Annotated in this window: 23 protein-coding genes; 14 read left to right on the forward strand and 9 right to left on the reverse strand. The window is 65.9% G+C overall.

From position 1 onward, the window contains the following. Positions 1 to 19 precede the first annotated feature (19 nt). Positions 20 to 211, reverse strand: a complete 192-nt coding sequence (locus tag C8J43_RS16440; protein ID WP_133031789.1) for a hypothetical protein — start codon at positions 209 to 211, stop codon at positions 20 to 22. Between C8J43_RS16440 and manD the strand changes: the two genes are divergently transcribed. Beyond that, positions 205 to 1,416, forward strand: a complete 1,212-nt coding sequence (gene manD, locus C8J43_RS16445) for a D-mannonate dehydratase ManD (RefSeq protein ID WP_133031790.1) — start codon at positions 205 to 207, stop codon at positions 1,414 to 1,416. The genes C8J43_RS16440 and manD overlap by 7 nt on opposite strands. Further along, the gene (locus C8J43_RS16450; RefSeq protein WP_243645636.1) at positions 1,410 to 2,699 is read left to right on the forward strand and encodes an MFS transporter; all 1,290 of its coding nucleotides are present in this window, start codon (positions 1,410 to 1,412) and stop codon (positions 2,697 to 2,699) included. Before manD ends, C8J43_RS16450 begins: the two co-directional genes overlap by 7 nt. A gap of 171 nt (positions 2,700 to 2,870) precedes the next feature. On the opposite strand, the gene C8J43_RS16455 is transcribed toward C8J43_RS16450, so the two are convergent. Then, a complete protein-coding gene (locus C8J43_RS16455; protein ID WP_133031791.1) occupies positions 2,871 to 4,934 on the reverse strand; it encodes a phospholipase C, phosphocholine-specific in 2,064 nt (687 codons plus the stop codon). A gap of 471 nt (positions 4,935 to 5,405) precedes the next feature. Here C8J43_RS16455 and C8J43_RS16460 point away from each other — a divergent pair, with 471 nt between their 5' ends. The 3 genes from C8J43_RS16460 to C8J43_RS16470 are packed head-to-tail and all read left to right on the forward strand — an operon-like array spanning position 5,406 to position 9,509. Then, positions 5,406 to 7,427 carry an HAD-IIB family hydrolase gene (locus C8J43_RS16460; RefSeq protein ID WP_133031792.1) on the forward strand — a complete coding sequence of 674 codons (2,022 nt, stop codon included), beginning with the start codon at positions 5,406 to 5,408 and terminating at the stop codon, positions 7,425 to 7,427. Continuing rightward, positions 7,424 to 8,596 (forward strand): glycosyltransferase, encoded by a 1,173-nt coding sequence (locus tag C8J43_RS16465; RefSeq protein ID WP_133031793.1) that lies wholly within the window; start codon positions 7,424 to 7,426, stop codon positions 8,594 to 8,596. Before C8J43_RS16460 ends, C8J43_RS16465 begins: the two co-directional genes overlap by 4 nt. Before the next feature lies 1 nt (position 8,597). Further along, positions 8,598 to 9,509 carry a galactosyltransferase-related protein gene (locus C8J43_RS16470; protein ID WP_133031794.1) on the forward strand — a complete coding sequence of 304 codons (912 nt, stop codon included), beginning with the start codon at positions 8,598 to 8,600 and terminating at the stop codon, positions 9,507 to 9,509. On the opposite strand, the gene C8J43_RS16475 is transcribed toward C8J43_RS16470, so the two are convergent. Continuing rightward, positions 9,443 to 10,609 carry a glycosyltransferase gene (locus C8J43_RS16475; protein WP_207893421.1) on the reverse strand — a complete coding sequence of 389 codons (1,167 nt, stop codon included), beginning with the start codon at positions 10,607 to 10,609 and terminating at the stop codon, positions 9,443 to 9,445. The genes C8J43_RS16470 and C8J43_RS16475 overlap by 67 nt on opposite strands. A 532-nt stretch (positions 10,610 to 11,141) precedes the next feature. Between C8J43_RS16475 and C8J43_RS16480 the strand changes: the two genes are divergently transcribed. Both C8J43_RS16480 and creD read left to right on the forward strand, forming a co-directional pair. Continuing rightward, positions 11,142 to 12,113, forward strand: coding sequence for a hypothetical protein (locus tag C8J43_RS16480; RefSeq protein WP_133031795.1), 972 nt, complete (start codon positions 11,142 to 11,144; stop codon positions 12,111 to 12,113). Positions 12,114 to 12,496: 383 nt separating this feature from the next. Continuing rightward, positions 12,497 to 13,864 (forward strand): cell envelope integrity protein CreD, encoded by a 1,368-nt coding sequence (creD, locus tag C8J43_RS16485; protein ID WP_133031796.1) that lies wholly within the window; start codon positions 12,497 to 12,499, stop codon positions 13,862 to 13,864. A gap of 10 nt (positions 13,865 to 13,874) precedes the next feature. Here creD and C8J43_RS16490 read toward each other — a convergent pair whose 3' ends face one another. The 3 genes from C8J43_RS16490 to C8J43_RS21935 form a co-directional block, all read right to left on the reverse strand. Beyond that, positions 13,875 to 14,603 carry a hypothetical protein gene (locus C8J43_RS16490; RefSeq protein ID WP_133031797.1) on the reverse strand — a complete coding sequence of 243 codons (729 nt, stop codon included), beginning with the start codon at positions 14,601 to 14,603 and terminating at the stop codon, positions 13,875 to 13,877. A 408-nt stretch (positions 14,604 to 15,011) separates the two neighbouring features. Beyond that, positions 15,012 to 15,542 carry a hypothetical protein gene (locus tag C8J43_RS16495; protein ID WP_133031798.1) on the reverse strand — a complete coding sequence of 177 codons (531 nt, stop codon included), beginning with the start codon at positions 15,540 to 15,542 and terminating at the stop codon, positions 15,012 to 15,014. Beyond that, a complete protein-coding gene (locus C8J43_RS21935; RefSeq protein ID WP_165899648.1) occupies positions 15,539 to 15,676 on the reverse strand; it encodes a hypothetical protein in 138 nt (45 codons plus the stop codon). Before C8J43_RS21935 ends, C8J43_RS16495 begins: the two co-directional genes overlap by 4 nt. Positions 15,677 to 15,711: 35 nt before the next feature. On the opposite strand from C8J43_RS21935, the gene C8J43_RS16500 reads away from it, so the two are divergent. From C8J43_RS16500 to C8J43_RS16515, 5 genes are all read left to right on the forward strand, one after another. Next, complete coding sequence (locus C8J43_RS16500) at positions 15,712 to 16,851, forward strand: 3-oxoacyl-[acyl-carrier-protein] synthase III C-terminal domain-containing protein (RefSeq protein WP_133031799.1); 1,140 nt, start codon at positions 15,712 to 15,714, stop codon at positions 16,849 to 16,851. 2 nt (positions 16,852 to 16,853) lie between these two features. Next, positions 16,854 to 17,528 carry an iron-containing redox enzyme family protein gene (locus tag C8J43_RS16505; RefSeq protein ID WP_207893422.1) on the forward strand — a complete coding sequence of 225 codons (675 nt, stop codon included), beginning with the start codon at positions 16,854 to 16,856 and terminating at the stop codon, positions 17,526 to 17,528. Beyond that, positions 17,521 to 18,417, forward strand: coding sequence for a hypothetical protein (locus tag C8J43_RS16510; RefSeq protein ID WP_133031801.1), 897 nt, complete (start codon positions 17,521 to 17,523; stop codon positions 18,415 to 18,417). Before C8J43_RS16505 ends, C8J43_RS16510 begins: the two co-directional genes overlap by 8 nt. A 62-nt stretch (positions 18,418 to 18,479) precedes the next feature. Then, positions 18,480 to 18,635, forward strand: a complete 156-nt coding sequence (locus tag C8J43_RS21940; protein ID WP_165899649.1) for a hypothetical protein — start codon at positions 18,480 to 18,482, stop codon at positions 18,633 to 18,635. 145 nt (positions 18,636 to 18,780) lie between these two features. After that, a complete protein-coding gene (locus tag C8J43_RS16515; RefSeq protein ID WP_133031802.1) occupies positions 18,781 to 19,470 on the forward strand; it encodes a hypothetical protein in 690 nt (229 codons plus the stop codon). A 74-nt stretch (positions 19,471 to 19,544) separates the two neighbouring features. Here the strand turns inward: C8J43_RS16515 and C8J43_RS16520 are convergent, their stop codons facing one another. Genes C8J43_RS16520 through C8J43_RS16530 form a run of 3 tightly spaced genes read right to left on the reverse strand, consistent with a single transcriptional unit; the run spans position 19,545 to position 22,170 of the window. Then, positions 19,545 to 20,438: an NAD(+)/NADH kinase gene (locus tag C8J43_RS16520; protein ID WP_133031803.1), complete on the reverse strand. Its 894-nt coding sequence runs from the start codon at positions 20,436 to 20,438 to the stop codon at positions 19,545 to 19,547. Further along, positions 20,438 to 21,436, reverse strand: a complete 999-nt coding sequence (locus tag C8J43_RS16525) for an SPFH domain-containing protein (RefSeq protein WP_133031804.1) — start codon at positions 21,434 to 21,436, stop codon at positions 20,438 to 20,440. Before C8J43_RS16525 ends, C8J43_RS16520 begins: the two co-directional genes overlap by 1 nt. Before the next feature lie 5 nt (positions 21,437 to 21,441). Further along, positions 21,442 to 22,170 carry an NUDIX domain-containing protein gene (locus tag C8J43_RS16530; RefSeq protein WP_133031805.1) on the reverse strand — a complete coding sequence of 243 codons (729 nt, stop codon included), beginning with the start codon at positions 22,168 to 22,170 and terminating at the stop codon, positions 21,442 to 21,444. Positions 22,171 to 22,481: 311 nt separating this feature from the next. Between C8J43_RS16530 and C8J43_RS16535 the strand changes: the two genes are divergently transcribed. Both C8J43_RS16535 and C8J43_RS16540 read left to right on the forward strand, forming a co-directional pair. After that, positions 22,482 to 25,502, forward strand: a complete 3,021-nt coding sequence (locus C8J43_RS16535) for a TonB-dependent receptor (RefSeq protein WP_243645622.1) — start codon at positions 22,482 to 22,484, stop codon at positions 25,500 to 25,502. Continuing rightward, a complete protein-coding gene (locus C8J43_RS16540) occupies positions 25,502 to 26,566 on the forward strand; it encodes a glycoside hydrolase family 43 protein (RefSeq protein ID WP_133031806.1) in 1,065 nt (354 codons plus the stop codon). The genes C8J43_RS16535 and C8J43_RS16540 overlap by 1 nt, the downstream gene beginning before the upstream one ends. Positions 26,567 to 26,575 lie beyond the last annotated feature (9 nt).

Consider the following 26,575-nt stretch of genomic DNA (forward strand, 5'->3'; position numbering starts at 1 on the left):
GAGATCACGGTGTCCGGCATCAGATCGAAGCGATCGCGCCCGGCCTTGGCCCTGCAGCCACGCCACCGGGGGACTGCGACAACACCCTGATGCCTGCGACGATCGGGCAGGAGGTCGCGCCGGCGACGTCGCCCTCGGCCCCTATGCACAGCGCAACCGCATGATGCCCGAACACCCTCACCGAAAGTCCCTGGAGGACCATCGATGCCAAAAATCGTTTCCGCCCGAGTCATCGTTACCTGTCCGGGACGCAATTTCGTCACGCTGAAGATCGAATGCGACGACGGTACCACCGGGCTAGGTGATGCCACGCTCAACGGCCGCGAGCTGAGCGTCGCCAGCTATTTGACCGATCATGTCGTGCCGTGCCTGATCGGTCGTGACGCGCACCGGATCGAGGACGTCTGGCAGTATCTCTACAAGGGCGCCTACTGGCGTCGAGGTCCGGTGACGATGGCGGCGATCGCTGCGGTCGACACAGCGCTCTGGGACATCAAGGGCAAGCTCGCGGGGATGCCGGTGTACCAGTTGCTCGGCGGCGCGGCGCGCGATGCGTGCATGGTCTATGCGCACGCCAACGGCACGACAATCGAGGACACGATCGCCGTCGCCAAGGCCGAGCAGGCCAAGGGGTATAAAGCGATCCGGCTGCAATGCGGCGTGCCGGGGCTCGCCTCGACCTACGGCGTGGCCAAGCACGGCGCGCGCTACGAACCCGCCGATGCCGACCTGCCGAGCGAGAGCGTGTGGTCGACCGAGAAATACCTCCGCGTCGTCCCCGAACTGTTCAAGGCGGCGCGCGAGGCGATGGGGTGGGACGTGCACCTGCTCCACGACATCCATCACCGCCTGACGCCGATCGAGGCGGGGCGGCTCGGCAAGGCGCTCGAGCCGTACAACCTGTTCTGGATCGAGGACCCGACGCCGGCCGAGAACCAGGAGGCGTTCAAGCTGATCCGCCACCACACGACGACGCCGATCGCGGTCGGCGAGGTGTTCAATTCGATCTGGGACGCGAAGGACCTGATCCAGAACCAGCTGATCGACTATATCCGCGCGACCGTCGTGCATGCCGGCGGCATCACGCACCTGCGTCGGATCGCGTCGCTCGCCGACCTGTATCAGGTGCGGACTGGCTGCCACGGCGCGACCGACCTGTCGCCGGTGGCAATGGCGGCGGCGCTGCATTTCGGGCTGTCGGTCCCCAATTTCGGCGTGCAGGAGCATATGCCGCACACCGACGAGACCGATGCGGTCTTCCCGCATGCATACAGCTTCGATGACGGCATGATGCATCCGGGCGAGGCGCCGGGGCTCGGTGTCGACATCGACGAGGAGCTTGCCGCGACCTACGAGTACAAGCGCGCCTATCTCCCGGTCGCGCGTCTCGAGGATGGCACGCTGTGCAACTGGTGAACGAGACCGCCGCTCCCGGCAGCGAGAAGCCGCGCGGCAAGGTGCGGTGGATCGTCTGCGCGCTGCTCTTCGCCGCCGTCGCGCTCAGCTATATCGACCGGCTCGTGCTGCCGGTGCTGAAACCCGAACTCCAGGCGCGCTATAATTGGAGCGAGCAGGGCTATGCCGATCTCGCGATCGCGTTCCAGGCTGCGTACGGCATCGCCTATGTGCTGTTCGGGCGGTTCGTCGACCGGGTCGGCGCGAAGATCGGCTATGCGGTCGCGGTGACTTTGTGGACGATCGGTCATGTCGCGCATGCGCTGTTCACCAGCGCCGGCATGATGATCTTCGCGCGTATCCCGCTGGCGATCGGCGAGGCGGGTGCATTCCCCGCGGCACTGGCGGCGGCGAACGAGTGGTTCCCGCAACGCGAGCGTGCGCTGGCGATCGGCATCTTCAACGCGGGCTCGAACGTCGGCGCGATCCTCACGCCGTTGATCGTGCCGGTGATCGCGGTGACGTTCGGCTGGCGGATGGCGTTCATCGCGACCGGCGCGCTGACCGTGATCTGGCTGGTGGCGTGGCTCGCCTTCTACCGATCGCCGCGCAAGCATCCGCGCATCACGCCCGAGGAACTGGCGTGGATCGAGGCCGATCCCGTCCCGGCCGCGAAGCCGGTCCGCTGGCGCACGCTGCTGCGCCTGCGCCAGACCTGGGCGTATATGCTCGGTCGGTTCCTGATCGATCCGGTGTGGTGGACCTTCCTGTTCTGGCTGCCCGATTTCTTCAACCGGCAATACGGCGTGAAGATGCTCGATTTCGGTCCGCCGCTGGTCGCCGTGTACGTGCTGGCCGATGTCGGATCGGTCGCGGGCGGCTGGTTTTCCTCGCGATTGCTTGCACACGGCCAGACGCCGAACCGCGCGCGCAAGACCGCATTGTTCGCCTGCGCGTTGTTCGCTCTGCCGATCATCTTCGCCGCGCAGGCACCGGGATTGTGGTGGGCCGTCGCGGCGATCGGGCTTGCCTGCGCGTGTCACCAAGGCTTCTCCGCCAATGTGTACGCGATCCCCGGCGACCTGTTCCCACGCGGGATGGGCGGATCGGTGATCGGTCTCGGCGGACTGGCCGGAGCATGCGGCGGCATGCTGATGGCGAAGTTCGCGGGCACGATCCTGGCGGGCGTCGGCAGCTATGGGCCGATTTTCGTGGTGGCCGGCTGTGCCTATTTCGTCGCGCTGCTGGTGATCCACCTGCTCGTACCGCACTATACGCCCGTCGATCCGGAACGCCTTGCCTGAGCCCGCGCGACCCGGCCTGATTGTGCGATGACGGCGAGATTTTCGGCGACGGGGCCGGGGCTCGGCGAAATCTAACGCGGTCCGCGAACGAGACCATTCCACGCCAGCAACCTGCCGGCGATCGCCACGCGTCGCGGTCGTTCTGCCGGCGATCGCCACGCGTCGCGGTCGTTAAGCGCGTGCGAGTGGCGGTTCGGACCATGACGCGCGGCCGGTTTCCAGTCTTCCGGCGATACGGCGGCGGAACGCGGGATGGGCGGGATCGGTGACGAGGATATCGTACCAGCCGCCGGTCTCGGCAAGCGACAACGGATGAGGCCGCCCGTCGCCACGCCAGCCGCGATGCGCGTCGGTGTGGCGCAGCGACACCGCCTTCAGGCCCGGCGGCACCGTCACCGAAAGCGTTTCGCGCGCGGGATCGAGCCGCCACGACACGGCCTTGGCGGTCTTTTGCCCCGCGAAGTGGCGATGAAAGCCGTTCGGGCCGAGCAGCCACAGATCGTAGCGTCCTTCGTCGTCGAGCGGCCATGTCGCCGCGATGCGATCACCGGCGGCGAGCGTGTAGCGCCGTGGGATACGATCGAGCCGGTGGCGATCGTAGACGTGGACGACCGCCGGCGCGCCGCGGCAGGCGAGGTCGAGCGTAATCCCCGCCGCGCCGATCTGTGTGACCGTCACGTTCAGATCATAAGGGAGCGCGCGGGAGGGTCGGATACCGGGTTCCTGCGGCGCACGCGCACCCGCCGCGGGCGCGCGCGGATCGGGTTGCCCTTTCAGTGCGGCGGCGCGGGCGGCGCTCGCGCGCGGGTCGGGTAGCGGGGCAGGGGCTGCGCCGTTGGCGCGGGTGAAGTCGAACGCCGAGGTCAGGTCGCCGCACACCGCGCGGCGCCACGCCGAGATGTTGGGTTCGGCCACGCCGAAGCGCGTTTCGAGGAAGCGGATCACCGAGGTGTGATCGAAGACCTGCGAATTGACCCAGCCGCCGCGGCTCCACGGCGAGACGACATAGCACGGCACGCGCGGTCCCAGACCATAGGGACGCCCGCGACATTCGGGCGTATCGGCCTTCGCCTCGCCGGGGCTTGCGACATGGTGATAGTCGGCGGCGGCGGCGATGCTCGACGCGCCCGCGAAACCGCCCGGCGCGCTCGCGTCGGGCGACGGCGGGGCGGGCGGCGGTACGTGATCGAAGAAACCGTCATTCTCGTCGAACATCACGAACAGGGCGGTCCGTGCCCAGATTTTCGGATCGGCGGTCAGCGCATCGAGCACTGCGGCGGTATAGGCGGCGCCCTGCGCGGGGCTCGACGGGCCGGGATGCTCGGACCCGGCGGCATTCGCGATGATCCACGACACTTGCGGCAGCGTCCCGCCGACGACATCGGCGCGCAACCGGTCGAGTCCGTGCGTGGTCATCGCGCGATCGTGCAGCGCCGAGCCGGGCGCCGCACCGCGATAGGCGGCGAACCCGGCCAGCGGGTTGTCGGTGAAATTGTCCGCCATGTCCTCGTAGATCCGCCAGTCGATGCCGGCGGCCTGCAATCGCTCAGGATAGGTGGTCCAGCGATAGCCCTCGGGCCAGCCGCCATCGGCGGGCAGGCTGTCGTGCGAATTGCCGATCGCGGGGCCACCGTGCGTACCGGCGGGGTCGTTGGTACCGGTCCACAGCATGATGCGGTTGGTGTTGGTGCCAGTCTGGATCGCGGCGTGATAGGCGTCGCAGATCGTGAATGCCTCGGCGAGCGCGAACTGGAAGGGCAGGTCGGCGCGCGCGTAATGGCCGAGCGAGCGTTCGGTCTTGGCCGCGGGCCAGCGCGCCATCCGGCCGTGATCCCACGCCGCCTGCGCATCGGGCCAGGTATGCGGCGTGCCCGCCATGCGCATCAGCGCGAAATGCTGCTCGGTCGACAGATGGAACGGCGCGACGTGGCGGCCGTCCGCCGTTTCCTGCGACCAGATGTCGCGGTTTCCCGGCCCTGAAATGGGGAGCGGAATGGGTAGCGGATCGGCAAAGCCGCGGACGCCGCGCAAGGTGCCGAAATAATGATCGAAGCCGCGATTCTCCTGCATCAGGATCACGACATGATCGACATCGGCGATCGTGCCGGTGCGGACATCGGCGGGGATCGCGAGCGCCCGCCCGATCGCGCTCGAGACAGTACCGGGCAGCACGCCCGTCGTGGCGGCAGCGAGCCCGGCGCCGATCAGCGTCCGGCGGGTGGGATGGTCGATCATCGTGGCTCCATCATCAGGTCGAGCCCGGCGAGCGCCGAGTCTCCGCGGACCTGCGCCGCATAGCGCAGCGCGCCCCTCCACGCGATCATAACGGCGGCTGACACGCTCAAATACCCGACCGCGAGCCTGCGAGAGGCGTCGGTAATACGGCGAGCCGCTTTGCCGCACGTTAAGCAGGTGTCGCGGGGAGCGATTGGAAAGCCGAAGTCGCAGGCAAAGATCATCGGCGCAGTCACTTATGACCTGACCAGCAAGCCGAGCGTTCCCGCCGATACCCGGACATTGCTGCTGTCACGATTGCAAAAAGCGATACGGCGCTCCGGCCGGAAAACGACCTAATTTCGGTTAAGATGATTTACTCGGCAAATGGCGTCGGCGTGCGCAACCTTCAAACTGAACGATGCGTTAACGGCGGACGATATCGGGCTATCTTGAAGACATTTGCATTGGGGTTGGTTTCTATTGTTTATTATGGCGATCGCCCTCGGTGGATGTTTGAAGGGTCCGCCGATCGAGTTCGGCCTTACCGAGGACACCGGCGGACATATCACCTACGCGCTGGGGGCGGCGCTGGCGCTGGCGGCGCGCGATGATGTCGATGCGGTGGAGATCGTCACGCGGCTGATCGAAGACCATGACCTTGGCGGCGCCTACGCCGTGCCGTACGAGCCGGTATCGGCGAAGCTCGGGATCCGGCGGATCGCGACCGCGAACCGTCGCTATCTCGGCAAGGGGACCGGCGCTGCCGACCGCCCGGCCTTCGCGCAGGCGCTGATCGACCATATCGAGACGCTCGAGCGGCGGCCCGATGTGATCCACGCGCACTTCGCCGACGCTGCCGACGTCGCCATGCTGGTCCGCGATCGGTTCGGCATCCCTTTCATCTATACCGCGCATTCGCTCGGCATCGAGAAGGCAGGGTGTTCGTCCGGCTCGAACGGGACGCTGGCGCCGCGGATCGCCGAAGAGGATCGCGCGATCGCCGCCGCCGACGCGATCATCGCGTCCTCGCGCGACGAGGCCGAGCGGCAGTTGATGCTGTATCCATCGGCCTGTCCTGCGAAGATCCACTGCGTGCCGCCCGGCGCGGGGCTTGCGGATAGCGCACCGGCAGACCCGACCAGAGCGAGGGCCTTGATCGCGCCGTTCCTGAGGGCAGTCGACAAGCCGATCATCCTCGCTATCGCGCGTCCCGTCGCCAAGAAGAACCTGGTCGGACTGATCGATCTGTTCGCCTCGAACACGCGGCTCCGCGATCGTGCCAATCTCGTCATCGTCGCCGGGCTGCGCGACGGGCCCGATACGGGTGAGGACGAACAGCGGGCGGTCATCGGGGGGCTGCTGGCTGGGCTCGACAGGCACGACCTCTACGGGACGCTCGCCTTGCCCAAGCGCCATACCGCGGGCGATGTCGCCTCGCTCTACGCGCTCGCGCAGCAAACCGGCGGCGTCTTCGTCAATCCCGCCTTGACCGAACCCTATGGTCTGACGCTGACCGAAGCAGCCTTGCACGGTCTGCCGGTCGTCGCGACCTGTCATGGCGGCCCCGCGGATATCGTCGCACGACTGGGGCACGGGTCGGTCGCGGACCCGCGCGATCACGCCGGGTTTGCCGCCGCGATCAACGCGCTGCTCGACGATCGGATCGCCTGGAAGCGTGCCTCCCGAGCCGGGCGCGTCAACGCCCGGATGCTCGACTGGAACGGCTATGCCGCGCGCTTCGTCGCTATCGTCGGTGGTCTTCGCGCGATCCGAACGGTGAAGCCGCGCCCATCGCGGCTGCTGCTGTGCGATATCGACAACACGCTGACCGGATGTACGGTCGGCGCGCTCAGCATGGCGGCGTATCTGAAGACGCAGCCGAACCTCGCCTTCGGGGTCGCGACCGGGCGGTCGTTGCAGGAGGCCGAGCGGCTCCTCGGCGAATGGGGGCAGCCTGCGCCCGAGGTTCTCGTCACGTCGGTCGGTGCCGAGATCTATTGGCGCGATGGTGCGCGGCTGATCGCCGATGCCGAATATGGCGCGCACATCGATTCAGGCTGGGATGCCGATGCGGTCGACCGGCGGGTCTGCGGGTTGGCGGGTGTCGAGCGCCAGCCGGCGGTCGAGCAGCGGCGTCACAAGCGCAGCTATTTCGCCGAAGAGCCCGCGGTGGTCGCCGCCATCCGTGCGGCGGTGGCCGACCTTCCGGTACGCGTCATCCACAGTCACGGCCGCCTGCTCGACATCGTTCCCGAGCGCGCGGGCAAGGGCGCGGCGATGACGTGGGTCGCAGGCAAGCTGGGGATCGCGCGCGATCATGTCTATGCCGCGGGTGACAGCGGCAACGATCTCGACATGCTCTCGATCTGCCGCAACGGCATTATCGTCGCCAATCACAGCAGCGAGCTTGCCGGGCTGGTCGGACGCCCCACCATCTATCTCGCGCGCGGTGCGCATGCCGCGGGTATCGTCGAGGGCATGCGTGCCTTCGCGATGGAACGCGCGGCATGACGCGGCCGATCGGGTATTTCGTCCATCATCAGGGGCGCGGCCATGCCGAGCGCGCGGCGGCGATCGTCAACGCGTTGCCTGCGGACCGGCCGGTGGTGCTGTTCTCGGCAAGGGCCGACATCTTCCCGCCGCTCGCGTCGAACGTGACGATCCGCACGATCCCGTCGCTGTTCGAAGTGACGGGCGACGAGCCGACCGGGCTGGCGAATGTCCGCACGCCGTCCAGCCTTCACTGCGCGCCGCTCGGGTGGAAGAGCATCACGCATGCGGTCGCGACGATCGCGTCGTGGTTCGATGCGGCCCGTCCTGCGTTGTTCGTCACCGACGTCTCGGCGGAACTCGCGCTGCTGGCACGGATCGCATCGGTCCCGTGCGTCAGCGTCCTCCAGCACGGCGACCGCAGCGATGCCGGGCATATGGCGGCGTATGAATCCGCGCTGGGCATATTGGCACCCTATTCGGCATCGCTCGAGCAGCCGGGGCGGCCGGACTGGATGCTTGCCAAGACGCATTACGCCCCCGGCGTCGGGGTGAAGATCGACCCGATCGACCGGAGCGCGGCACGGACGGCACTGGGCCTGCCGCTCGACGCCGAGATCGTCGTCGTCGTCGCCGGCGGTGGGGGTAATGGTACGCCGGCGACTCCGCTCACGCTGGGTGCGCGCGCCGAACCGGACACGCTCTGGCTGACGATCGGTGCGGTCGAGCAGGAGTGGCACGCGACCGCGCCCGGCAACCTGCGGCATCTCGGCTGGGTCGACACGCCGGCGCTGTATATCGCGGCTGCGGACCGGGTCGTATCGTCGGCGGGCAATACGACGGTGCACATGATCGCGGCGATCGGCCGGCCATGGATCGTCGTTCCCGAGTGGCGCTATTTCGACGAACAGCTGTGGAAGGCGCGAACGCTCGACCAGGCCGGGGCGGCCATCATGCTAGAGCATTGGCCGTCGCATGCCGGCGCATGGATGGACGCCTGGACCCGCGCGGCGACGCTCGAGCTGTCCCGTCAACACGCGCTCTATGCCGCCGATGCCGCTCAGAACGCGGCATCGTGGCTTGCCAAGGTCGCGGACGATGCCTGGGCGCAGCCGGTCGTCGCGCTGCCGCCCGACCCTGCACCTGCCTCGACTGAACTTGCACCCTCTACCCACCATGCGAAAGCCTGACATGACCGTTTCGATCTGCACCCTCGCGCATGGCCGTGCGGCCCACCTCGCCAATGTCGTCCGTGCGCTCGACATGCAGACGACGGTGCCCGACGAGCTCGTGATCGCGGTGATGCAGGCCGATGCGTACGACCTGCCCGAGACGCGGTTTCCGATCCGGCAGATCATGATCGGCGCCGACGGTATTCCCCTGGCCGCGGCACGCAATGCGGCAGCGCGGGCGGCGCAGGGCGAACAACTGATCTTCCTCGACGTCGACTGCATCCCCGCACCATCGCTCGTCGCGGACTATCTGGCGCAGTTGGGGGTAGTCGATGCGGTGCTGATGGGCGAGGTGCTGTACCTGCCATCGGGCGCGACCGCGGAGGGGCTCGATTTCGCGCGGTTCGCGGCGCTCGGCGTCAAGCATTCCGAGCGGGCAGGGCCCCCCGTCGAGGCCTTGGGCGACTGCACCGACTATCGCTGTTTCTGGTCGCTCAACTTCGCGATGCGGCGCGCGACGTTTCTCGCACTCGGCGGGTTCGACGAGCGATATGTCGGCTATGGCGGCGAAGACACCGATTTCGGGCGGGTCGCGATGACCGCCGGCATTCCCATCCATTGGGTGCGGGGCGCGCGCGTCTATCACCAATATCATCCGCATCACATGCCCCCGGTCCATCATGTCGACAGCGTGATCGCCAACGCCGCGCGCTTCCGCGATAAATGGGGGCATTTCACGATGGAGCATTGGCTGAAGGCCTTCACGCTCATGGGGTTGATAACGCTGCGCGAAGGCGAGCATGTGCGGCTGCGCACCGTGTCCGAGGAGGATTTAGCCCTGACCCGGCAACAGGTCGATCAGCCCTATGCGAGTACCTCCGTGGTGCTGGCGCAACTCGAGGCGCGGGCGCCAGCGATCGCGGCCGCATAGGCGCGTTCATACCCCTCGACCATCGCGGTTAGCGAGAACAGCCGCGTCACCCGGTCGCGGCATGCGGTGCGCGGGATCGCGGTAGCACGGTCGATCGCCTGCGCGAGCGAGGCGGCGTCGGTCGCGAGCGCGCCGCAATCGCCCACCACCTCGCGCATCGCACCGCGGTCCAGCGCAGCAACGGGAACGCCGCACGCCAGCGCCTCGGCGGCGATCAGCCCGAACGGCTCGTCCCACATCGGTGTCGATAGCAATACCGATGCCGTACCGATCGCCTCGACCAGCGCGTCGCCGCCCAGATGACCACGATAGACGCGGGCGTGATCGAGCAGCGGCGCCACCTGGTCGCTGAAATAATCCATGCAGTCGATCGGCCCGACCACGTCCAGTTCGACCCCGGCCAAGGTCGCCGCCTCGAGCGCGACCGCGGTGCCCTTGTTCGGGGTGATGCGGCCCGCCCAGATCGCCCGGCCATCGCCGACGGATCGAAACCGCCACCGGGCCGTATCGATGCCGTTGTGGACCACCGACACCGTGGCCGGCGGCGTCGTCCACCATGTGGCGAGATGCGCGTGCGATGTCACGGTCTGCCGCAGCCAGTCCGCGCTGGTATCCGCGATCGCGTTCGCCAGACCGGCAAACGGGGGCACGTGGAGCGACGTCACCATTGCCGTGCGGTCGCGCTTCGCCAGGACATGCAGCGTCGGGTGCATCGTGTTGTTGTGGACGATGTCGTACGCGCCCGCGCCGATCGCCTCCCATGCCCGCCCGAACGCCGCATCCTGGAACGCGGTCAGTTGCGGCGTGCCGTGCCACTGCGCCCAGGGCAGGACCGCTTCATAGTGGCGCTCGGCGATCGGGTGCAGGGGCAGCGCCGGGTCGCTGTCGCCGCTGGCGAACAGCGTGACGTCGTGCCCGCGCGCCACCAGCGCGGTGACGAGCTGATGGCAATGCGCTTCCATGCCACCCATGAACGGCATCGCGATCGGGTGCCGCAGATGGGCGATGACGGCGATCCGCAAGGGGGCGTGGCGATGGGCCGGCTCAACCGAACCGTCATCGGTGGTCGTCGTGCTGCTGTCGAAATCGTTGAGTGTCATAGCGGAGGAACCCACGACCGAAAGGATTGTGCCCGGACGTCGAGTGTGTGCTCGTACCGACTTGCCCGAAATCGTCGAACGATACGCCGGGCCGACGTCAAGCAGCCAGTGCCACGCGGGACCTATTTGCGGCCAGTTAGGAAGGCGTTGGGCTTGTGCGGTCGCCGCACTGCTCATCACCGTCGACCGCACTGCGCGTTGGACCCAAGCTTGCTGCCCGTAGCCATATTCCCGCTCGTGTGTTGTTCCGAATTCGAAGCCGATGACGGTTGGTTCTACAAGGGACCTATGAAAGGATGTTCGAAAACGTCCGCTAAGCTCACGGCGGCCTGTTTGGTAGCCTACTACAGCGTGATCATGCTGACGAGTCAGTGGCTGCCGGGAGGACCTGTCCTACCATTACCGCTGGTCTTGCTCGGGGATGGAACGGCGATAGACTTGAACGATGCGACCCCCGAACTCGAACCCGCGTCGAAACCAGCCGGCGACCAAGGCCGCATGGTCGGCCATTGCTGCGGGCGATTCCGCGTCTATGCCAAGCGACGCGCTAGACCCTGCACGGGCAAGGCTGGGTGCTTGGGCGCTCTATCTTGGTCTGCTGGCAAGCGTGGCCATGCTGATCATCGGTGCGATCTTCGAGATCGGTCCGTTCGCCTGGAGCGAGGGGCTCGTGGATCGTCTGTTCGGGTACGATAGCGTCACGGTGGCCGGGCTCCCCGTGGTCGCGCTCCCCGTGGTCGCGCTCACCTTTTGGTTGCCGCATGCGGTCCTGCGGTGGCTTCCCCGCCGTCCGGAACGCTCGTTTCTGTGCGGCATGCAGGACGCGCTCGATCCGAAACGCAATCCAAACTGGCGGTCGCGCTTGCCCAACAGCACGCAGAAAGCGCGGTCCTTACGCCGCAACCGCGCAGGTGCGCTTATCGCGGCGGGGGTTTTCGCCGTGGCCGCGGCGGCCGGCTATGTCCTCTTCGGCCGGACGCCACCAGATGCGGGCAGATCGTTGCCGAGGCTGACGATAGCGGCACTCGCCAGCAAAGGTGGGGGCGAGATGCCACGCTATGCACGGCTAGCCGACGCGCTGCCGGGTTACGATCAGGCATGGCTACGGCGCTGGAATACGCGAACGAGCAGCTACGAGGACGATTACCTGCCGCTCCGCGCGCCAGGCCAATCCCCGACCGATCCGGTCACCGTCGTGATGCTGGCAAGCTATCCTGCCAGCGGAGCCGGGCCCGAAGCCAATCCGCCGGTTCCTCCGATCGAGGGGGCACTTTTGATGGCGCGCCTGCCGACGTGGATGCGCGCCAGGATGAGGGAGCACGGCTTCGAACTGGCCGAGAATGCGGTGTTGCTGCGGCGTATGGCGCTGGAGGGGCGCATGCCCGCCGCGGACGACGTCGGGCAGGTATTGTCGATTATTTTTGGCGGTACGCTGACCCTCTTCTGCCTGATGATGGCTTGGCTGTGGACGCGTGCGCTGCGCGCGATGCTGCGTGAGCGGTGAACGCCGCTACGCCGGCGCGACAATCGGCACCTCTGTCAGAGCCGCGCGCAGCGGGGCCGTGTCGACTTCGCGGCTCACCTTGATCACGCCGAGCTACGCGGAGATGCGCAAGGTTGCAGTACGACAGCGCCGTCGACCTCGACGTTGCTTTCCTCCACGAGCCGCAAGCACGCCGTACCCTTGTCGTTGGGCGTTCGCGGCGAGCGCGGGCGGCGGAAACGATGTCAGTTCGGCAACCAAGGTACCGATCAGGATGAACTGATGGTGGTACCCAAGGATATTTCTCTCGAGGTAGCGATGGTGTCGACAGGACCACTTCCGATTGACGAACAGCGACGTTCAATTCAGGATCTTCGACAGCGGTCGAGACCGCCGGGGGTATCATGATCAAGTTTTCGTCTTCGTCGAAGCGCACGACGCCGGGGCGCAAGCTCGCCATGACCATCCTGCTGGGGCTGTTGCTGTCCATACCGCTCTTCGCCACCTACCTGCTGGTCTATGACCGCGAGAGCCAGTCGCAGGTCGCGCGCACGTCGATCGTCGAGGGTTGGGGTGGCCCGCAGCGCATCGCCGGGCCGTTCCTGGTCATTCCGTTCAGCCGCGTGGTGACGCGCGATGCGGTCGAAAGTGGGCGCACCGTCCGACGGACCGATCGTGAGGACAAACTGTTGTTCGTCGCGCCGACGCGCTCGGCGATCCGCACGAGGATCGATGCGGAACGGCGGCATCGCTCGATCTACGAAGCGGTGGTCTATCGCTCGCGCGTCCAGATCGCCGGCCAGTTTCGCCTGCCCGACTTCGCGACACTGAACATCCCGCCGGACAGCCTGCGCCTGGCGGATGCGGAGATCCGCGTCGGGATCGGCAACGCCAAGGGACTGGCGGGGTCGCGGCCGGCGATCCGCGTCGACGGCCGGACGCTACCGTTGATCCCGGGGGCCAGCCTGGCGACGACGAGCGGCAGCGGCTTCACCGGGCGGGGGCCGATCGCGGCAGGCGTCGGGGTAGCAAACGCGGCGTTGATGTTCGATGTCGCGTTCGATCTGCGTGGCAGCGACGAACTCTCGTTCCTGCCCTCTGCCGAACAGACCAGCATCGACGCGATCTCCGCCTGGCCGCACCCGTCGTTCACCGGGGCCTTCCTGCCGAACCGGACACCAGGAGCATCGGCGTTTCCGGCGAACTGGCAGATCGGCAATCTTGCGCTGAACCGGCCGGTCGTGACGATCGGCGAGCAGGAGATGGGGGCGGACGAAGCGGTGACGATCGGGCTGCTCGATCCGATCAATCTCTATTCTCAGGTCAATCGCGCGACCAAATACGGCTTCATGTTCATCGGCTTTACATTCCTCGCACTGCTGATGTTCGACATCATCGGCGGCGCGCCGGTGCCGGGCGTCGCCTATCTGTTGATCGGCGCCGGACTGGTGCTGTTCTTCATTCTGCTGCTGGCGCTCGCCGAAGTGATCGGGTTCCTCGGCGCCTATCTGGTCGCCAGCCTCGCGGTCGTCGCGCTGATCAGCAGCTATTCTGCGGCGATCCTGCACAGCTGGCGGCGCGCGGGCGTGGTCGCGGCGCTGCTCGCCGGGCTCTACGCGGTCCTTTACGTTCTGCTCAGCCTCGAAGCCTATTCGCTGCTGATCGGCTCGGGCATGCTGTTCGCTGCGCTGGCGGGCGTGATGTACGCCACCCGTCGGATCGACTGGGGCGGCGTCGCGGCATCCGACGAAGAGGATGCCGCGCTCGGCTAGGCGATAGGTCTCAACGCTGCGATTCCGCAAATTCCAGGGCATCGCCGATCGTGTCCAGCGTCGGCACCGCACGCGCGGGCAAGGTCTTCCAGCGGACCTTGCCGAGGGTTTCGTCCTCGATCGTGCCGGTCGTGACCTTGGCCCGGTGGGTCAGATAATTCGCGCTGAACAGTTCGGTCTCGCCACTGCCGCGGTGGGTGTAGTCGCGGTCGAAGCCAATGAGCCGGAAGTGCGCGCCGTCCCATCGGAACGACAGGGTGTTGGTGCTGGTCCCCCAGCCGCCCATGCTGCGCCAGACACCCAGCCGAAGACGGATGATGCCGGCGCTGACCGTCAGGCCGTCCTCGCCAAGTGGATCGTCCATATACGGATCTTCGAGCCGCGGGATGACGGCGGCGTTGACGACCCGCAGCGTGTATCCAGCCGGAGCACCAACCGCAGCGATTAGCACGCGCGGGTTGGTATCGAGCGGCCCTCCTCCGCCATCATTACCGATCACGCAACGTTTGTCCGTACCCCTCAGCACCGCGACGATATCGGGACGGCCGTCCTTGTCGACGTCGGCTCGCACGGATCGTTCCACCTTCCACCCGGGCGGGGCGAAGCCTGCGGCGGAGGCGGCGACACGTCCGGGTTTCGGTAACGCGGGCAGCGTCATCTGCGGAATTTCCAGCGCCTCGCCGGGCGAGGACGGTTGGGTTACAGCGATGCAGATCGCAGCGGCAGCAAGAGCAGGCATTGTCGCGTATCCTGTCGACGGGGGGCATACGGGCGGCGGTTTGAGCACGAGCAGACGTTCGACCCGACGTACCAACTTCCGCAGTCTACAGCCGCACCGACCGGATCAGAAGCACGCGCTGGGGAATTCGACAAAGACTTTGCAGCGGCAGCTTGGACGATACGGTGATTGCCGGCATCGTCACGCTGCATGGCATCAGCAGAGCGATGTATGCAGGGCCGGCTGCTTGAACATAAGGCTTCCAGCTGGTTTGAGACAGGCAGGACCGGGCCGCCGCGCTACGCTTTTTTCGCGGTCGAGGGCGATGGGATCACTGCAAGCGGCGGCTTTACGGTTTCGATGAAGGCGTGGTCCTATCCCTGCGCGGATAGGACTGCTCATACGGTCATGTAGAACGCCGCACCGTCATCATGGTCGGCGCGCTGTAGCGCGCACACGCCCCTTGCGGTCGATCACGGCCCAACGTCCGCCGCCCATAGTGGAATGTTCGTCGTCGAGCCTGTGCTCCTTGCATCCGGTGCAGACCTCGGCCCGACCATGATCGAACGGATAGCCCCAGTCATATCCGGTCACGATAACGGGACGCAGGGCGTGATCATAATAGACGAGCTTGCCGTGGCGAAGTCCGCGTACCAGCCCCTCCTTGAAATAGTCCGCGCCGTTGTCGAGGATGAAGACGCTCACGGCTCGCCCGTCGCGCCTGACATAGGCGATCCCGCCGCCGGTTCCGGCACCGCCTATCCGGACCTCCGCCAGACCGCCTTCGAAGGTCATCCGGGCGAGATGTGCGGGGTCGATATGCGGGACGTCATCCGCGATCCGTGCGCAGGGCCCGTGTGGTTCCAATTCGCCGCCCTGCGCCGCATAGGCGCAATCTAGCGGAAAGGCCGCGGCTGGCGGGGAGGCCGCAAGCAGCGTCACGGTGAGCACGGCGATCACGATACCCGGTCTTCCGGCGCGGCCTGCGGATCGCTCTTGAACCCGGCGATAGTCATGCGGAAACTTCCCTGCCGTTTGAAACGTGTCCGAACATCGATACCGCCGTAACAGTCGTCCGTGCCGATATGCCGCATTGACCCAAGATAAGCGACCGCGCCATGATGACGTCATGCGCGACGCCTTCATCACTCGCACGGCCCAGTTCTTGCCTGGGCCCCCGATCAGCAACGCGATGATGGGCGATCATATCGGCCACCTGTCCCCACAATCGGATCGCCTGGGACGGCTGGTGCTGCGGCAGAACCGCATTCGCACCCGCCATTATGCGATCCGGGCCGATGGCACCACCGACTGGACGCTGGCGACTCTTGCTGCGGAGGCGGTTCGCGCGCTGCTAGCGGACGCGGAGATCGACCGGCGGGAGATCGGCTATCTCGCCACCGCGACGACGCAGAACGATCTGCTGGTGCCCGGGCTGGCAAGCGGTGTCCACGCCGCGTCGGGTCTGCCGCCGCTGGAAATCGCGAGCCTGCAGAGCGTTTGCGCAAGCGCGATGATGGCACTGAAATCGACCGCGCTGCAGATCCGTGCGGGCGAGCACCGCGCCGGTATTGCCGTCGGTGCCGAGTTTGCCAGCCGCTATTTTCGCCCCGGCCAATATCGCGGCACGGCCACGCTAGGCGAAGACGGCACGCTGCCTGCCGACGCCGAATTCCTGCGCTGGACCTTGAGCGACGGCGCGGCTGCGTTGGTCGTCGAGGATCGGCCGGCACAGAGCGGCCTGTCGCTGCGCATCGACTGGATATCGGTGCGCTCCTTCGCCGATCGTTTCGGCCCGTGCATGACCGGCGGCAGCGCGCCCGGCCCAAGCGGCGCGGTCCTGCCGTGGAGCCTGCACGATGGCGCCGAGGCTGCCGCGCGCGCCGGCGCGTTTCAGTTGCGACAGGACGTCGACACACTGCACCGGATGCTGCCGGTATGGCTGGGCGAATTGATGCGGCTGGTCGACGAAGGCAAGGTCGACACGGGTAAGGTCGACTGGTTCCTGTGCCATTTCTCCGCGCATTCGTTGCGCGAGGAGATGGTCCGGCTGGCCGAGCGGGCAGGGTGCATGATTCCCGAGGACCGGTGGTTCACCAACCTCTACGACAAGGGCAATGTCGGTGCGGCGGCGCTGTTCCTGCTGCTCGACGACCTGATGCGCTCGGGGCGGCTCGTACCCGGTCAACGAATCCTGTGCGCCGTGCCGGAAAGCGGCCAGTGCGTGATGGCGTATGCGGCGTTGACCGTGGTGGAGGGGGATAGATGAGCATGACCGACCAGATCGAAGCGACCAACCGCGGCCTCGCCCGCGTTTGGATAGAATTCGAAAGCGCGCTGATCCAGGTGCCGGTGATCGCGCGTCTGACCGGTGGGCGCCTGCGCCTCGAGGAGTATCGCAGCCTGCTGCGCAACCTGCGTCAACAGGTGGTCGAGGGTGGTCGCTGGATCAGTCGCGCCGCGTCCAGCTTCGGTCCGGCGCACGAGGACCTGCGGGCGATGTTCATCACCCATGCCGCCGCCGAGCACCGCGATTATCGCCTGCTCGAACAGAATTACGTCGCCGCCGGTGGCACGCTCGAGGAGATCCGGGCGGCGCCCAAGAATATCGGGACCGAGGCACTGAGCGCGTTCATGTATCAGGCGGCATCGCAACCCGACCCGGTCGGTCTGCTCGGCGCGATGTTCATCATCGAAAGCCTGGGCAATCGCCTGGCCGGACCGTGGGCGGACAAGCTTGCCGCACAGCTCGACCTCGCGCCCGATGCGCTCACGTTCCTGCGGTATCATGGCGAGAACGACGTCGTGCACATGGCCGAGTTCGAGCACGCGCTGACGCTGGCGGTGGAGTCGGGCGGCGTGGCGGCATCCGCGGCGATCGTCCGCCATGCGCAAATCGTGGCGCGGCTGTACCGACTGCAGCTCGAGGAGCTGGACAATGGCTGAGTATGCCGTCCCCGGCCATGATCCGAACGATCCCGATCCCTGGCTGGCGCTCGCGCTGGACCGCTCGCTACCGTTCGAGCCCATAGCCAAGGCGGCGTTGATCCGGGACCAATCCTCGCGCTGTCGCCAGTTCCTGCTTCCGCTGGTGCGGCCGTTCGCGCGGCTGACGATCATCCTCGCCCAGCTGGTCCACACGATCAGCCCGCGCTGGCCCCATGCGCCCAAGTTCCTGCACCGGTCGATCGCACTGGGCATGAAGCATTTCCTGTCGCGCGACGCCAATCTGCTGATCCTGCGTCACTTCCACCTGGGTGCGCAGGTCCTGCGGTTTATCTCGGACAATGCCACGCCGGGTTTCCATCCGCCGCTGAAACCCATGACGCCGCGTCGGATCGACGATGTGCGCGAGGACCTGTTCCTCAATCACGATCTCAACATCTACAATTATCTCATCGGCCTCAATCGCGAGCTGGAACGACGCGGCACCAGCGTCGCGCGCGTCGACAGGATTGATTTCTCCGCGATCACCGACGAGATCGTGCTCGATCCGTTGCCCAACGGCCGCCTCAACATCGTCGATCTGCAGACCGCGATTGAGCTTTACACGCCGGCCTATGCGATGCTGCTGACCGATCGCGATTTCTGGCGCGCCGCCAATTCGTTACAGCTCGACGAGACGATCGGGCTCTACGTGGCGCGGCTGACGGGCGAGGAAAAGCATCTGGCGATGATCAACAATCGCCACCCGCTCGTGCCCTTCTCGACGTTGGGTGCCGGTTTCCGGCTCGTGCTGCACGGACTGTCGACCGAGGTGCTTCACGGCTTTCTGCGCGAACTCAAAGCGCGGCAGCGCGATCAGCCGATGCCGGCTGCGACCACCGCTCCATAAGGCTCCGAGCTTCCGCGTGCCGGGGAACGGTAAAATACCCACGGCGTCAGGTCCGTTCGGCAATGCTCGCGCCTGCACCCGAACAGACGATCCGTATCGTCTCGCTGTACCCTTCACGAGCGGCGCTCAACCTCGGTGACAGGGTGTACCGACGGCACCCGCCGATCCAGATGAACGGCTGGTTGGCGGTGGTCTTCGTCATTCCGGCTGCTGCCTGAGCAGGGCAGTCCGCCCTGCTCGTATAGACGCTTTAGCAATGCCGCAAATGGCCTGCGATGCGCCGGCACCGTTCGCAACGTGGCATCAGATCGCCGACTGGCGCCGCTGCAGAATATCGGCTTGGGTTCGATCGATATCCCCGGCATGATCGATCCCATGGCCCAAATCCCATCTCTCACCGTCCTGCCCGATCCGGACTGCGCTTCGACGACCAGCCTGTCGCGCGTGAGCGTTCCCGTGCGCCTTGCCGCTGCGCTCCTGCTTGCCACGGGTGCCGCGCCGGCCGCTGCGTGGGAACCGGTTGCGCTTCCCAATGCGGTCAAGGCCAAGCTGCCTGCCGGATATATCGTACGCGTGGCGTCCTGCAGTCGTACTTTGGACCCACCGCAGCCGATCTGCATCGTTGTCGTCGCGCGGCCCGACGAAGGCGGACAGCCGGGGGCGGCGGTACGAAAAGCGCCCGCTCGTCCATTGCTGGTCTATCGCCTTGCGGGCGGCGTCGCCAAGCTGATCGACCGTAACGACCGCATCGTGCTGCGTCGCGACGAAGGCGGACAATGCGACCCGATCGAAGACGCCGGGCATATCGCGATCAAGGGCCGTTACTTCACGCTCGAGAGCGGGGTCGCGTGCGGCCAACACTGGACCGACTTCACCACGTTCCGTTTCGATACGGCGCTGCGGTCGTTCGTGTGGCAGAACCGCATCTTCGAATCCTTACGCCTGAACAGCGACGCTGGACCGAATGCTCAGGCATTGGTCTCCGACGGGCGAAAGGTCACGCGTGCAGACCCGCGGCACCCGATACGACTTGACGCCTATCGTCCGCGGTGATCGCGCGATGTTGCGTACCACCCGATAGGGACCGCGCCCCCGCGGCGCGCGGCTGCTATCACCGCGGCGCGCCGTCAACCGGTGATCAGATGGAGGGTGCGGGTGGCGGGGGCGATGGTGACGCCGCGGCCCCAGTCGAAGGCGAAGAAATCCTGTTCGACGCCGTCCGCGAAGATCACACCGCCGTCGTTCATCCGCGACGTGACCGCGAGCGGCATGCCCGCGAGCTTGCCGGCCCGAAGCGAGGTCGCGGTCGCCACGCTGGGGAAGGGTTCGCGCACGAAGAAGCCGACCGCGCGCTCCTGGGGATCGAGGGGGAGCGCGGCATGCGTTGCCTCCATGATCGAGCGGGCCCAGCCCGTCGCCCCGGTTCCCGACGCGACGATCAGCCCACTCGACGAGTGATCCTCGGCCTGGTCGCCGCACGTGATCCGGTAGCGCGCGGACTGGTGGCTGCGATGACCGACGAACACCTCGTTCAGCGCCAGCAGCCGCTCACCGGTATCCAATCGCGCCTCGACCATCGTCCGCTGCTCGGCCGGCGCCGCACCCGCGACGCTCGCCGGCAGCAACGCGGACAGGCGTGCGAGCGGCACGCGTACCAGGACGCCGTCGTACAAATCGGGAGCGGGGTTGAGCCCCAGCACGGGCTGCCCGTTTAGGTACTTCGCGACGTTGGCGACTAGCCCGTCCTGCCCGACCGCGACGATCACGTCCTCCGGGCCGAACAGGAATCGATCGAGGTCGGCACGAGCGACGCTTGCCTGGCGCCAGTCGTCGGGGACGAACGAGCGGGCCTCCTGCAGCGTGGCGTGGAAGCGGTGGTGCCGATCCTCGATCGCGTCGATGTCCTGGCCCCGCGTCTCCAGAAAGAACTTCGCCTGCCCACGCGTCGCGTGCCGCGCGAGCAGGAGGTCATAGTCGGTCTCGCGGGTGACGAAGACCGCGCGCGGGGCGTTGGTTGCCATCAGCGGGGCAGCGCCGTCTGCGCCGCCGGGGCAGCCGCGGCATTGCGGAATTCGCCGAGCACGGTCGCGAGCAGGTCGGGCGTGATGTTGAGATGCTCGATCGTATCGAGCTTGCCCGCCAGCTCGCGCGCGGCGAGTCCGAGCATTACGCCGGGCGGCAGGTCGCGGTAGATCGTCATCCTGGCTTGCTCCGCTTCCGCCTTGGCGCTCTCGACCGTGCGGATGCGCTCGGCTTCCGCCCCCGCCTCGACCTGCTGCGCCTCGGCCAGACCGGTTGCGCGGTTGCGTGCGTTCTCTGCCTCCTGCGTGATGAGCAGCATCTCGCGGCGTGCAAGCTCAGTGCGGTTGGCGAGTTCGTTCTCGGCGATCGCACGCTCCTTCTCGACCGCGAGCGCACGGCGTTCGAACGTCGCCTGATCAGCCTTCTGCTGGAGTGCCTCGAACGTCGGGGTCTGGAGCGCGCGTTCGAGTTCGCTCGATGGCGCGAGGTTCGTCAGGCGAACCGCAGTGACCGCGATGCCGATTTCGTTCAGCGCCGGATCGTTGGCGAGCGCAGCTTCGAGCTGGTGACGCAGCGGCTCGGGACCGGCGTCGAGCAGCGCCCGCACCGAGCCTTGCGCGAGATATTGCAGCGCCGCCTGGTTGACGAGCCCCGCCAGCCGGGTCTCGATCCGCTGGATCGGCTCGCTCTTGTAGGCGCCAGTAAGCAGGCCGAGGCTGAAGTCAACGCGCGACGCGAGCAGTTCGGGATCGGCGACGTGCCAGGTCAGAGTTCCCTGGATCGCCACGCTCTGGAAATCCTGGCTGCGACCCTTCACGAAGATCGCCATCTCGCGGTCGTCCATCGGCAGTTCGGCAATGCTCGCGGTCTCCGGGCGGAACCAGAAGACCAGCCCGCGGCCGCTCTGCTTCACCTTGCCGCTGCAGTAGCGGATGACGTGGTTGCTCGCATCGCTGCGCAATTGGGCGAGGAAACCGAGGTTCTTGATCGAGGCCATGACGGTTACTCCTGTATCGAATGATGACGGAAAAGTTCGGCTGGACGGAACGAGGCACCGGTCTCGCGTTCGCCGGTCGCCACCAGCGTGTTCGTGGCGAGCATCCGGCGGCGAAAGGCGGGCTTGTTGAGCGATCGCCCGAGGATCGTTTCGTGGACGTCCTGCAGCGCCCGCAGCGTGAAGCGCTCGGGCAGCAGCGCGTAGGCGACATCCGAATAATCGAGCTTGCCGCGCAGCCGCAGCATCGCGAGCCCGAGCATGTCGGCATGGTCGAACGCCAATGGCAGCGCGTCGCCATCCTGCGACCGTGCCGCGACCGGGCCACCGGTCTCGCCGGACCAAGGGACGACGAGTTCGGCCAGCGTCAGGTCGGGCGCGGCCTTTAGTGCGGCGGCAAAGCGATCGGGCGGAAGCAGCGCGAAATACGCCACGCTGATCACCCGGGTGCGGGGGTCGCGGTCGACCGTGCCGAACGTGTAGAGCTGCTCGACATACGCGTCCGCCATCCGCACTTTGGTTGCGAGCACGCGGTGTGCCGCGGCATCGAGACTCTCGTCGATGCGGACGAACCCACCGGGCAGCGACCACGCGCCCAAGCAAGGATGCTCCTGGCGCTGCATGAGCAACGCGGCGGGCCTGCCGTTGACGACGCTGGCCAGTATCAGATCGACGGCGACCGACGGGCGCTCGTACCGATTTGTATCATATCCATCGAGGAACTCGGTCTCGTTCATGTGACCCCATATATCCTTCCGGCGCATTAGTAATATGCGATGTGGATATATGGCAATCGTTATTGCATCTGCAGCGCGATGGTTCGTGGGAGACCCATTTCCTGCACGATCGCAGCGATCGAGATAGCCGAGTGATCATATCCGTTTCGGGTTCGGCACTTGACGAGTCGTGCGGACTTCGAGGGGGTGCGCCCACAAGCTAAAATAGAGCACAGCGCTGGTCCTGTTTTGTTGGACTATTGACAGGGCTGCGCAAAGGAGGAAAAAGGCGTGGTAACGTTACCAGACTAAAGCTGGACGATAATGGGAGGATGACGATGGCAATCGGGTCGAGGACGTTGCGCGCACGCGGACGGCAGATTGGCGCCACCAGCCTTATGGCGATGGCCGCATGCATGCTGTCTATGCCAGCATGGGCACAAGCGCAGGGCGGGTCTGCCGCGCCGTCCCCCGTGGCGCCCGACGGCACTGTCACGACGGCGGTTCCTCAGCAAATCGCTCCTGCAGCGTCGGATCCTGCCACGGCCGAACCGGCGTCTTCGGCAGACATCGTCGTCACCGGATCGCGGATCACGACCGGCGGTTTCACCGCGCCAACGCCGACGACAGTGATCGACGCCAACGCCATTGCCGCCAACGCGCAACCAAACGTCTTCACCACGATCGCCCAATTGCCGTCGTTGCAGGGATCGACGGGCACGAGCACCGGTACGTTCAGCACGTCGAGCGGCACGCAGGGGCTCAGTTCCTTCTCGCTGCGCGGCGTCGGCGCGATACGCACGCTGACGCTGATCGATGGTCAGCGCGTCGTTGGTGCCAACGTCACCGGCGTGCCCGATGTAAGCCTGTTCCCGCAGCTTCTCATTAAGCGCGTCGACGTCGTCAATGGCGGGGCCTCGGCCTCCTACGGATCGGATGCGGTTGGCGGGGTCGTAAATTTCATCACCGATACCCGGTTCAAGGGCGTCAAGGGCAACGTCCAGGGGGGCATCACGACCTACGGCGACAACGAACAGGTCCTTCTCCAGCTCGCCGCTGGAACGAGCTTGCTCGATGATCGCCTGCACATCGTCGCCAGTACCGAATACGCGCATGAGAATGGCATCGGCGGCGGAGACTTCGGCACCGAACTGTCCGGCGGACGCGACTGGTTCCGGCAATCGACCTTGATCAACCGCAACGTCCTGAACGACGGATCGCCGCAATATCAGTTCCGGGATTTCGCTCAGTCCTACAACTATACCAAGTTCGGACTGATCACGGCGGGGCCACTGCAGGGAACCGCGTTCGATCAGGCCGGAAACCCGTTTCAGTTCCAATATGGCTCGAACGGCACCCCGGCGCGCGACGCGGCAGGGAACGTCAATGGTTGCCTGCCCGGCTTCTGTATCGGCGGCGACCTGTCCGGCAACGTCGATGCCGGGCGCTCGCTCCAGTCGCGGCTTCAGCGGGTGAACAATTACGGTCGGATCGGCTTCGACTGGGCGCCCGACAACGAGATCTATTTCACTGCCAATATCGGTCAGGTGAAGACCAACAACCAGCCGGTCGGCGGCCAGAACCGTCCGAACCTGACGATCCAGTGCGCCAATCCGTTCGTACCCGCCTCGGTCCAGGCCGCCTGCACCACGGCGGGGATCACGAACTTCCAATACGGCACGAGCAACGCCGCCTTGGGCAACACGCAGGTCTATACCGATCGTCGCCAGTATCGGTTCGTCGCCGGCGCCAAGGGGCGTCAGTCCGTCGCCGGGTCCGACTGGACCTACGACATGTATTACGAGCACGGCACGAACTATTCCAATATCGACGTCAACAATGTGCTGCTGTCGAACCGCTTCAACCAGGCGATCAATGCGACGACCATCAACGGGGCGATCGTGTGTGCCGATCCTATCGCGCGCGCGAACGGGTGTCAGCCGCTCAACATATTCGGCGGCAATCCGTCGCAGGGGGCGCTCGGCTACATCATGCCCGACAAAGGCCCGTACCAGCGGACCCGCCAGACGCAGGACGTGGTCAGCGTCAACTTCTCCGGCTCTCCATTCAGTCTTTGGGCGGGGCCCGTCTCGTTCGCTTTCGGCAGCGAGTTCCGGCATGAATTCTATACCGTGCGGGCCGATCCTTACGGCGCGGGCACCGGCGCTACGCCGAACACGCCCGACTATCCCGCCGATCCCACGCTGCTCGCCGGGGGCAACAACTGGTATGCGGGCAATTACAAGAATGGCAGCGGTGCCTACAGCGTCAAAGAAGCGTTCGTCGAAACCGACGTGCCGATCCTCAATTCAAAGGGGACCGGACGCGCGACGATAAACGGCGCGATCCGCGCGACCGACTACAGCACGTCTGGCACCGTCTGGGCGTGGAAGCTCGGTGGAACCTGGGACCTGCCGGTCGATGGCCTGCGCTTACGCGGCGTGACCTCTCGCGATGTCCGTGCGCCGAACTTGTCGGAGTTGTTCGCGGCTCCCGTGACGACCACGCTGCCGGGATTTTTCGATCCGTTCCGCAACGTCAACGTGCTCGCGATCCAGAATACGATCGGCAACACCGCGCTCACGCCGGAGATCGCGCGTAACACCACCGCGGGCATCGCATTTTCCGGATCGTCGTGGCTGCCGGGTCTCAGCCTGTCGGTCGATTACTACCATATCAAGATCAAGGACGTAATCTCCAGCCTCGGCGCGGCGGATATCGTCAACCTATGTTTCCAGAACATCCTTCCGGAAAGCTGCGGTGCATTCAATCTCAACAACCCGGCAGGGCCCAATTTCATCAACGTCCAGGCGTTCAACCTCGCATCGATCGACACCGAGGGCCTGGATATCGAGGCGAGCTATCGCTGGCGGCGTCCGCTTGGCTTGCCGGGCAGCTTCACGCTGCGCGCGCTGGCGACCAATATCCGCAAGTTCGTGACCGATACGGGGCTGCCTGGAACGATCCCCAACGATACGGCCGGCGTCAACATCGGCAGCACGCCCGAATGGAAATGGCTGGCGACGCAGACCTATGCCAATGACGACTTCTCGCTGTTGCTGCAGGAGCGCTGGTTCAGCGACGGGGTGCTTGGCCATCAATATGTTCAATGTTCGCCCGGCAATTGCCCGGCGTCGACGAACAATCACCCTACGATCGATCGGAATTTTATACCGGGCGCCTTCTACATGGACGTCGGCGGCACGTATAACCTTACCAAGCAGGTGACCGGCTATTTCAAGGTCGACAACGTGTTCGACAAGGATCCGGCCAGATCCCCGTATTTCGTCAATCCTCAACTGTACGACGTCTATGGCCGTACGTTCCGCGTCGGCGTCCGGTTCAGCATGTGATGCAGCATCGATCAGGAACATCGATCACGGGCCGAGTTCGCGTCTGTCTCGCCGTCACGCTCGCGGCCCTGACGATCGGCGGCTCGTCGATCGGGGCGGCCCCTGGCCGGGAGCCCGCCGCCGCCGTCCGCGGCGGCAACCCGATCATCCGGGATAAGTTCACGGCCGATCCGGCGCCGCTGGTCGTCGGTAATACGCTGTATCTCTATGTCGGGCATGACGAAGCGCAACGCGACGAGATGTTCAACATGCGGGAATGGCTGGTCTATTCGACCACCGACATGAAGACGTGGACGGATCACGGCGCGATCATGAACGTCGCCGACCTCAAATGGGCCAAGAAGGACGCATGGGCGTCACAGGCGATCGCCAAGAACGGCAAATACTGGTTCTACGCGGCCGTCGAACACGACAAGACGCATCCGGGCAAGGCGATCGCGGTCGCGGTATCGGACACGCCGACCGGTCCCTTCGTCGATGCCAAGGGATCGGCGCTGATCACCAATGCCATGACGCCGAAGGGGACGCATAGTTGGGAGGATATCGATCCCACCGTGCTGACCGACGACGACGGGACGACCTGGATCGCGTGGGGCAACCGGCAATGCTACATCGCCAAGCTGAAGCCTAACATGATCGAGATCGACGGTCCGATCCATGAGATCACGCCGCCGCATTTCGAAGAGGGTCCGTGGCTGCACAAACGGGGAAAGCTGTATTACCTGACCTACGCGTCGCTGGATCGTGCGACGCAGCGCGACGAGCACGTCTCCTATGCGACCGCGCCGTCGCCGGCCGGACCTTGGACCTATCGTGGGCTGCTGACGGGGTCGGGCAAGTACAGTTTCACGATCCATCCGGGCATCGCGCAGTTCAGGGGTAACTGGTATCTGTTCCTGCACAACGCGTCGCTTGCGATCGGCGAACTGAATGGCGCGATCGGGCGCCGCGCGGTTACCGTGGAGCATCTTCGCTACAATCCCGACGGCACGATGGTTCCCGTGGTCCAGACCGACGCTGGTGTTTATGGTTCGGTATCGAGATCGGCAGGCGGTGCGGGCTGACCCGCCGTA

This window comes from Sphingomonas sp. PP-CE-1G-424 (assembly GCF_004341085.1).
In the GTDB taxonomy this organism is placed as follows: domain Bacteria; phylum Pseudomonadota; class Alphaproteobacteria; order Sphingomonadales; family Sphingomonadaceae; genus Sphingomonas.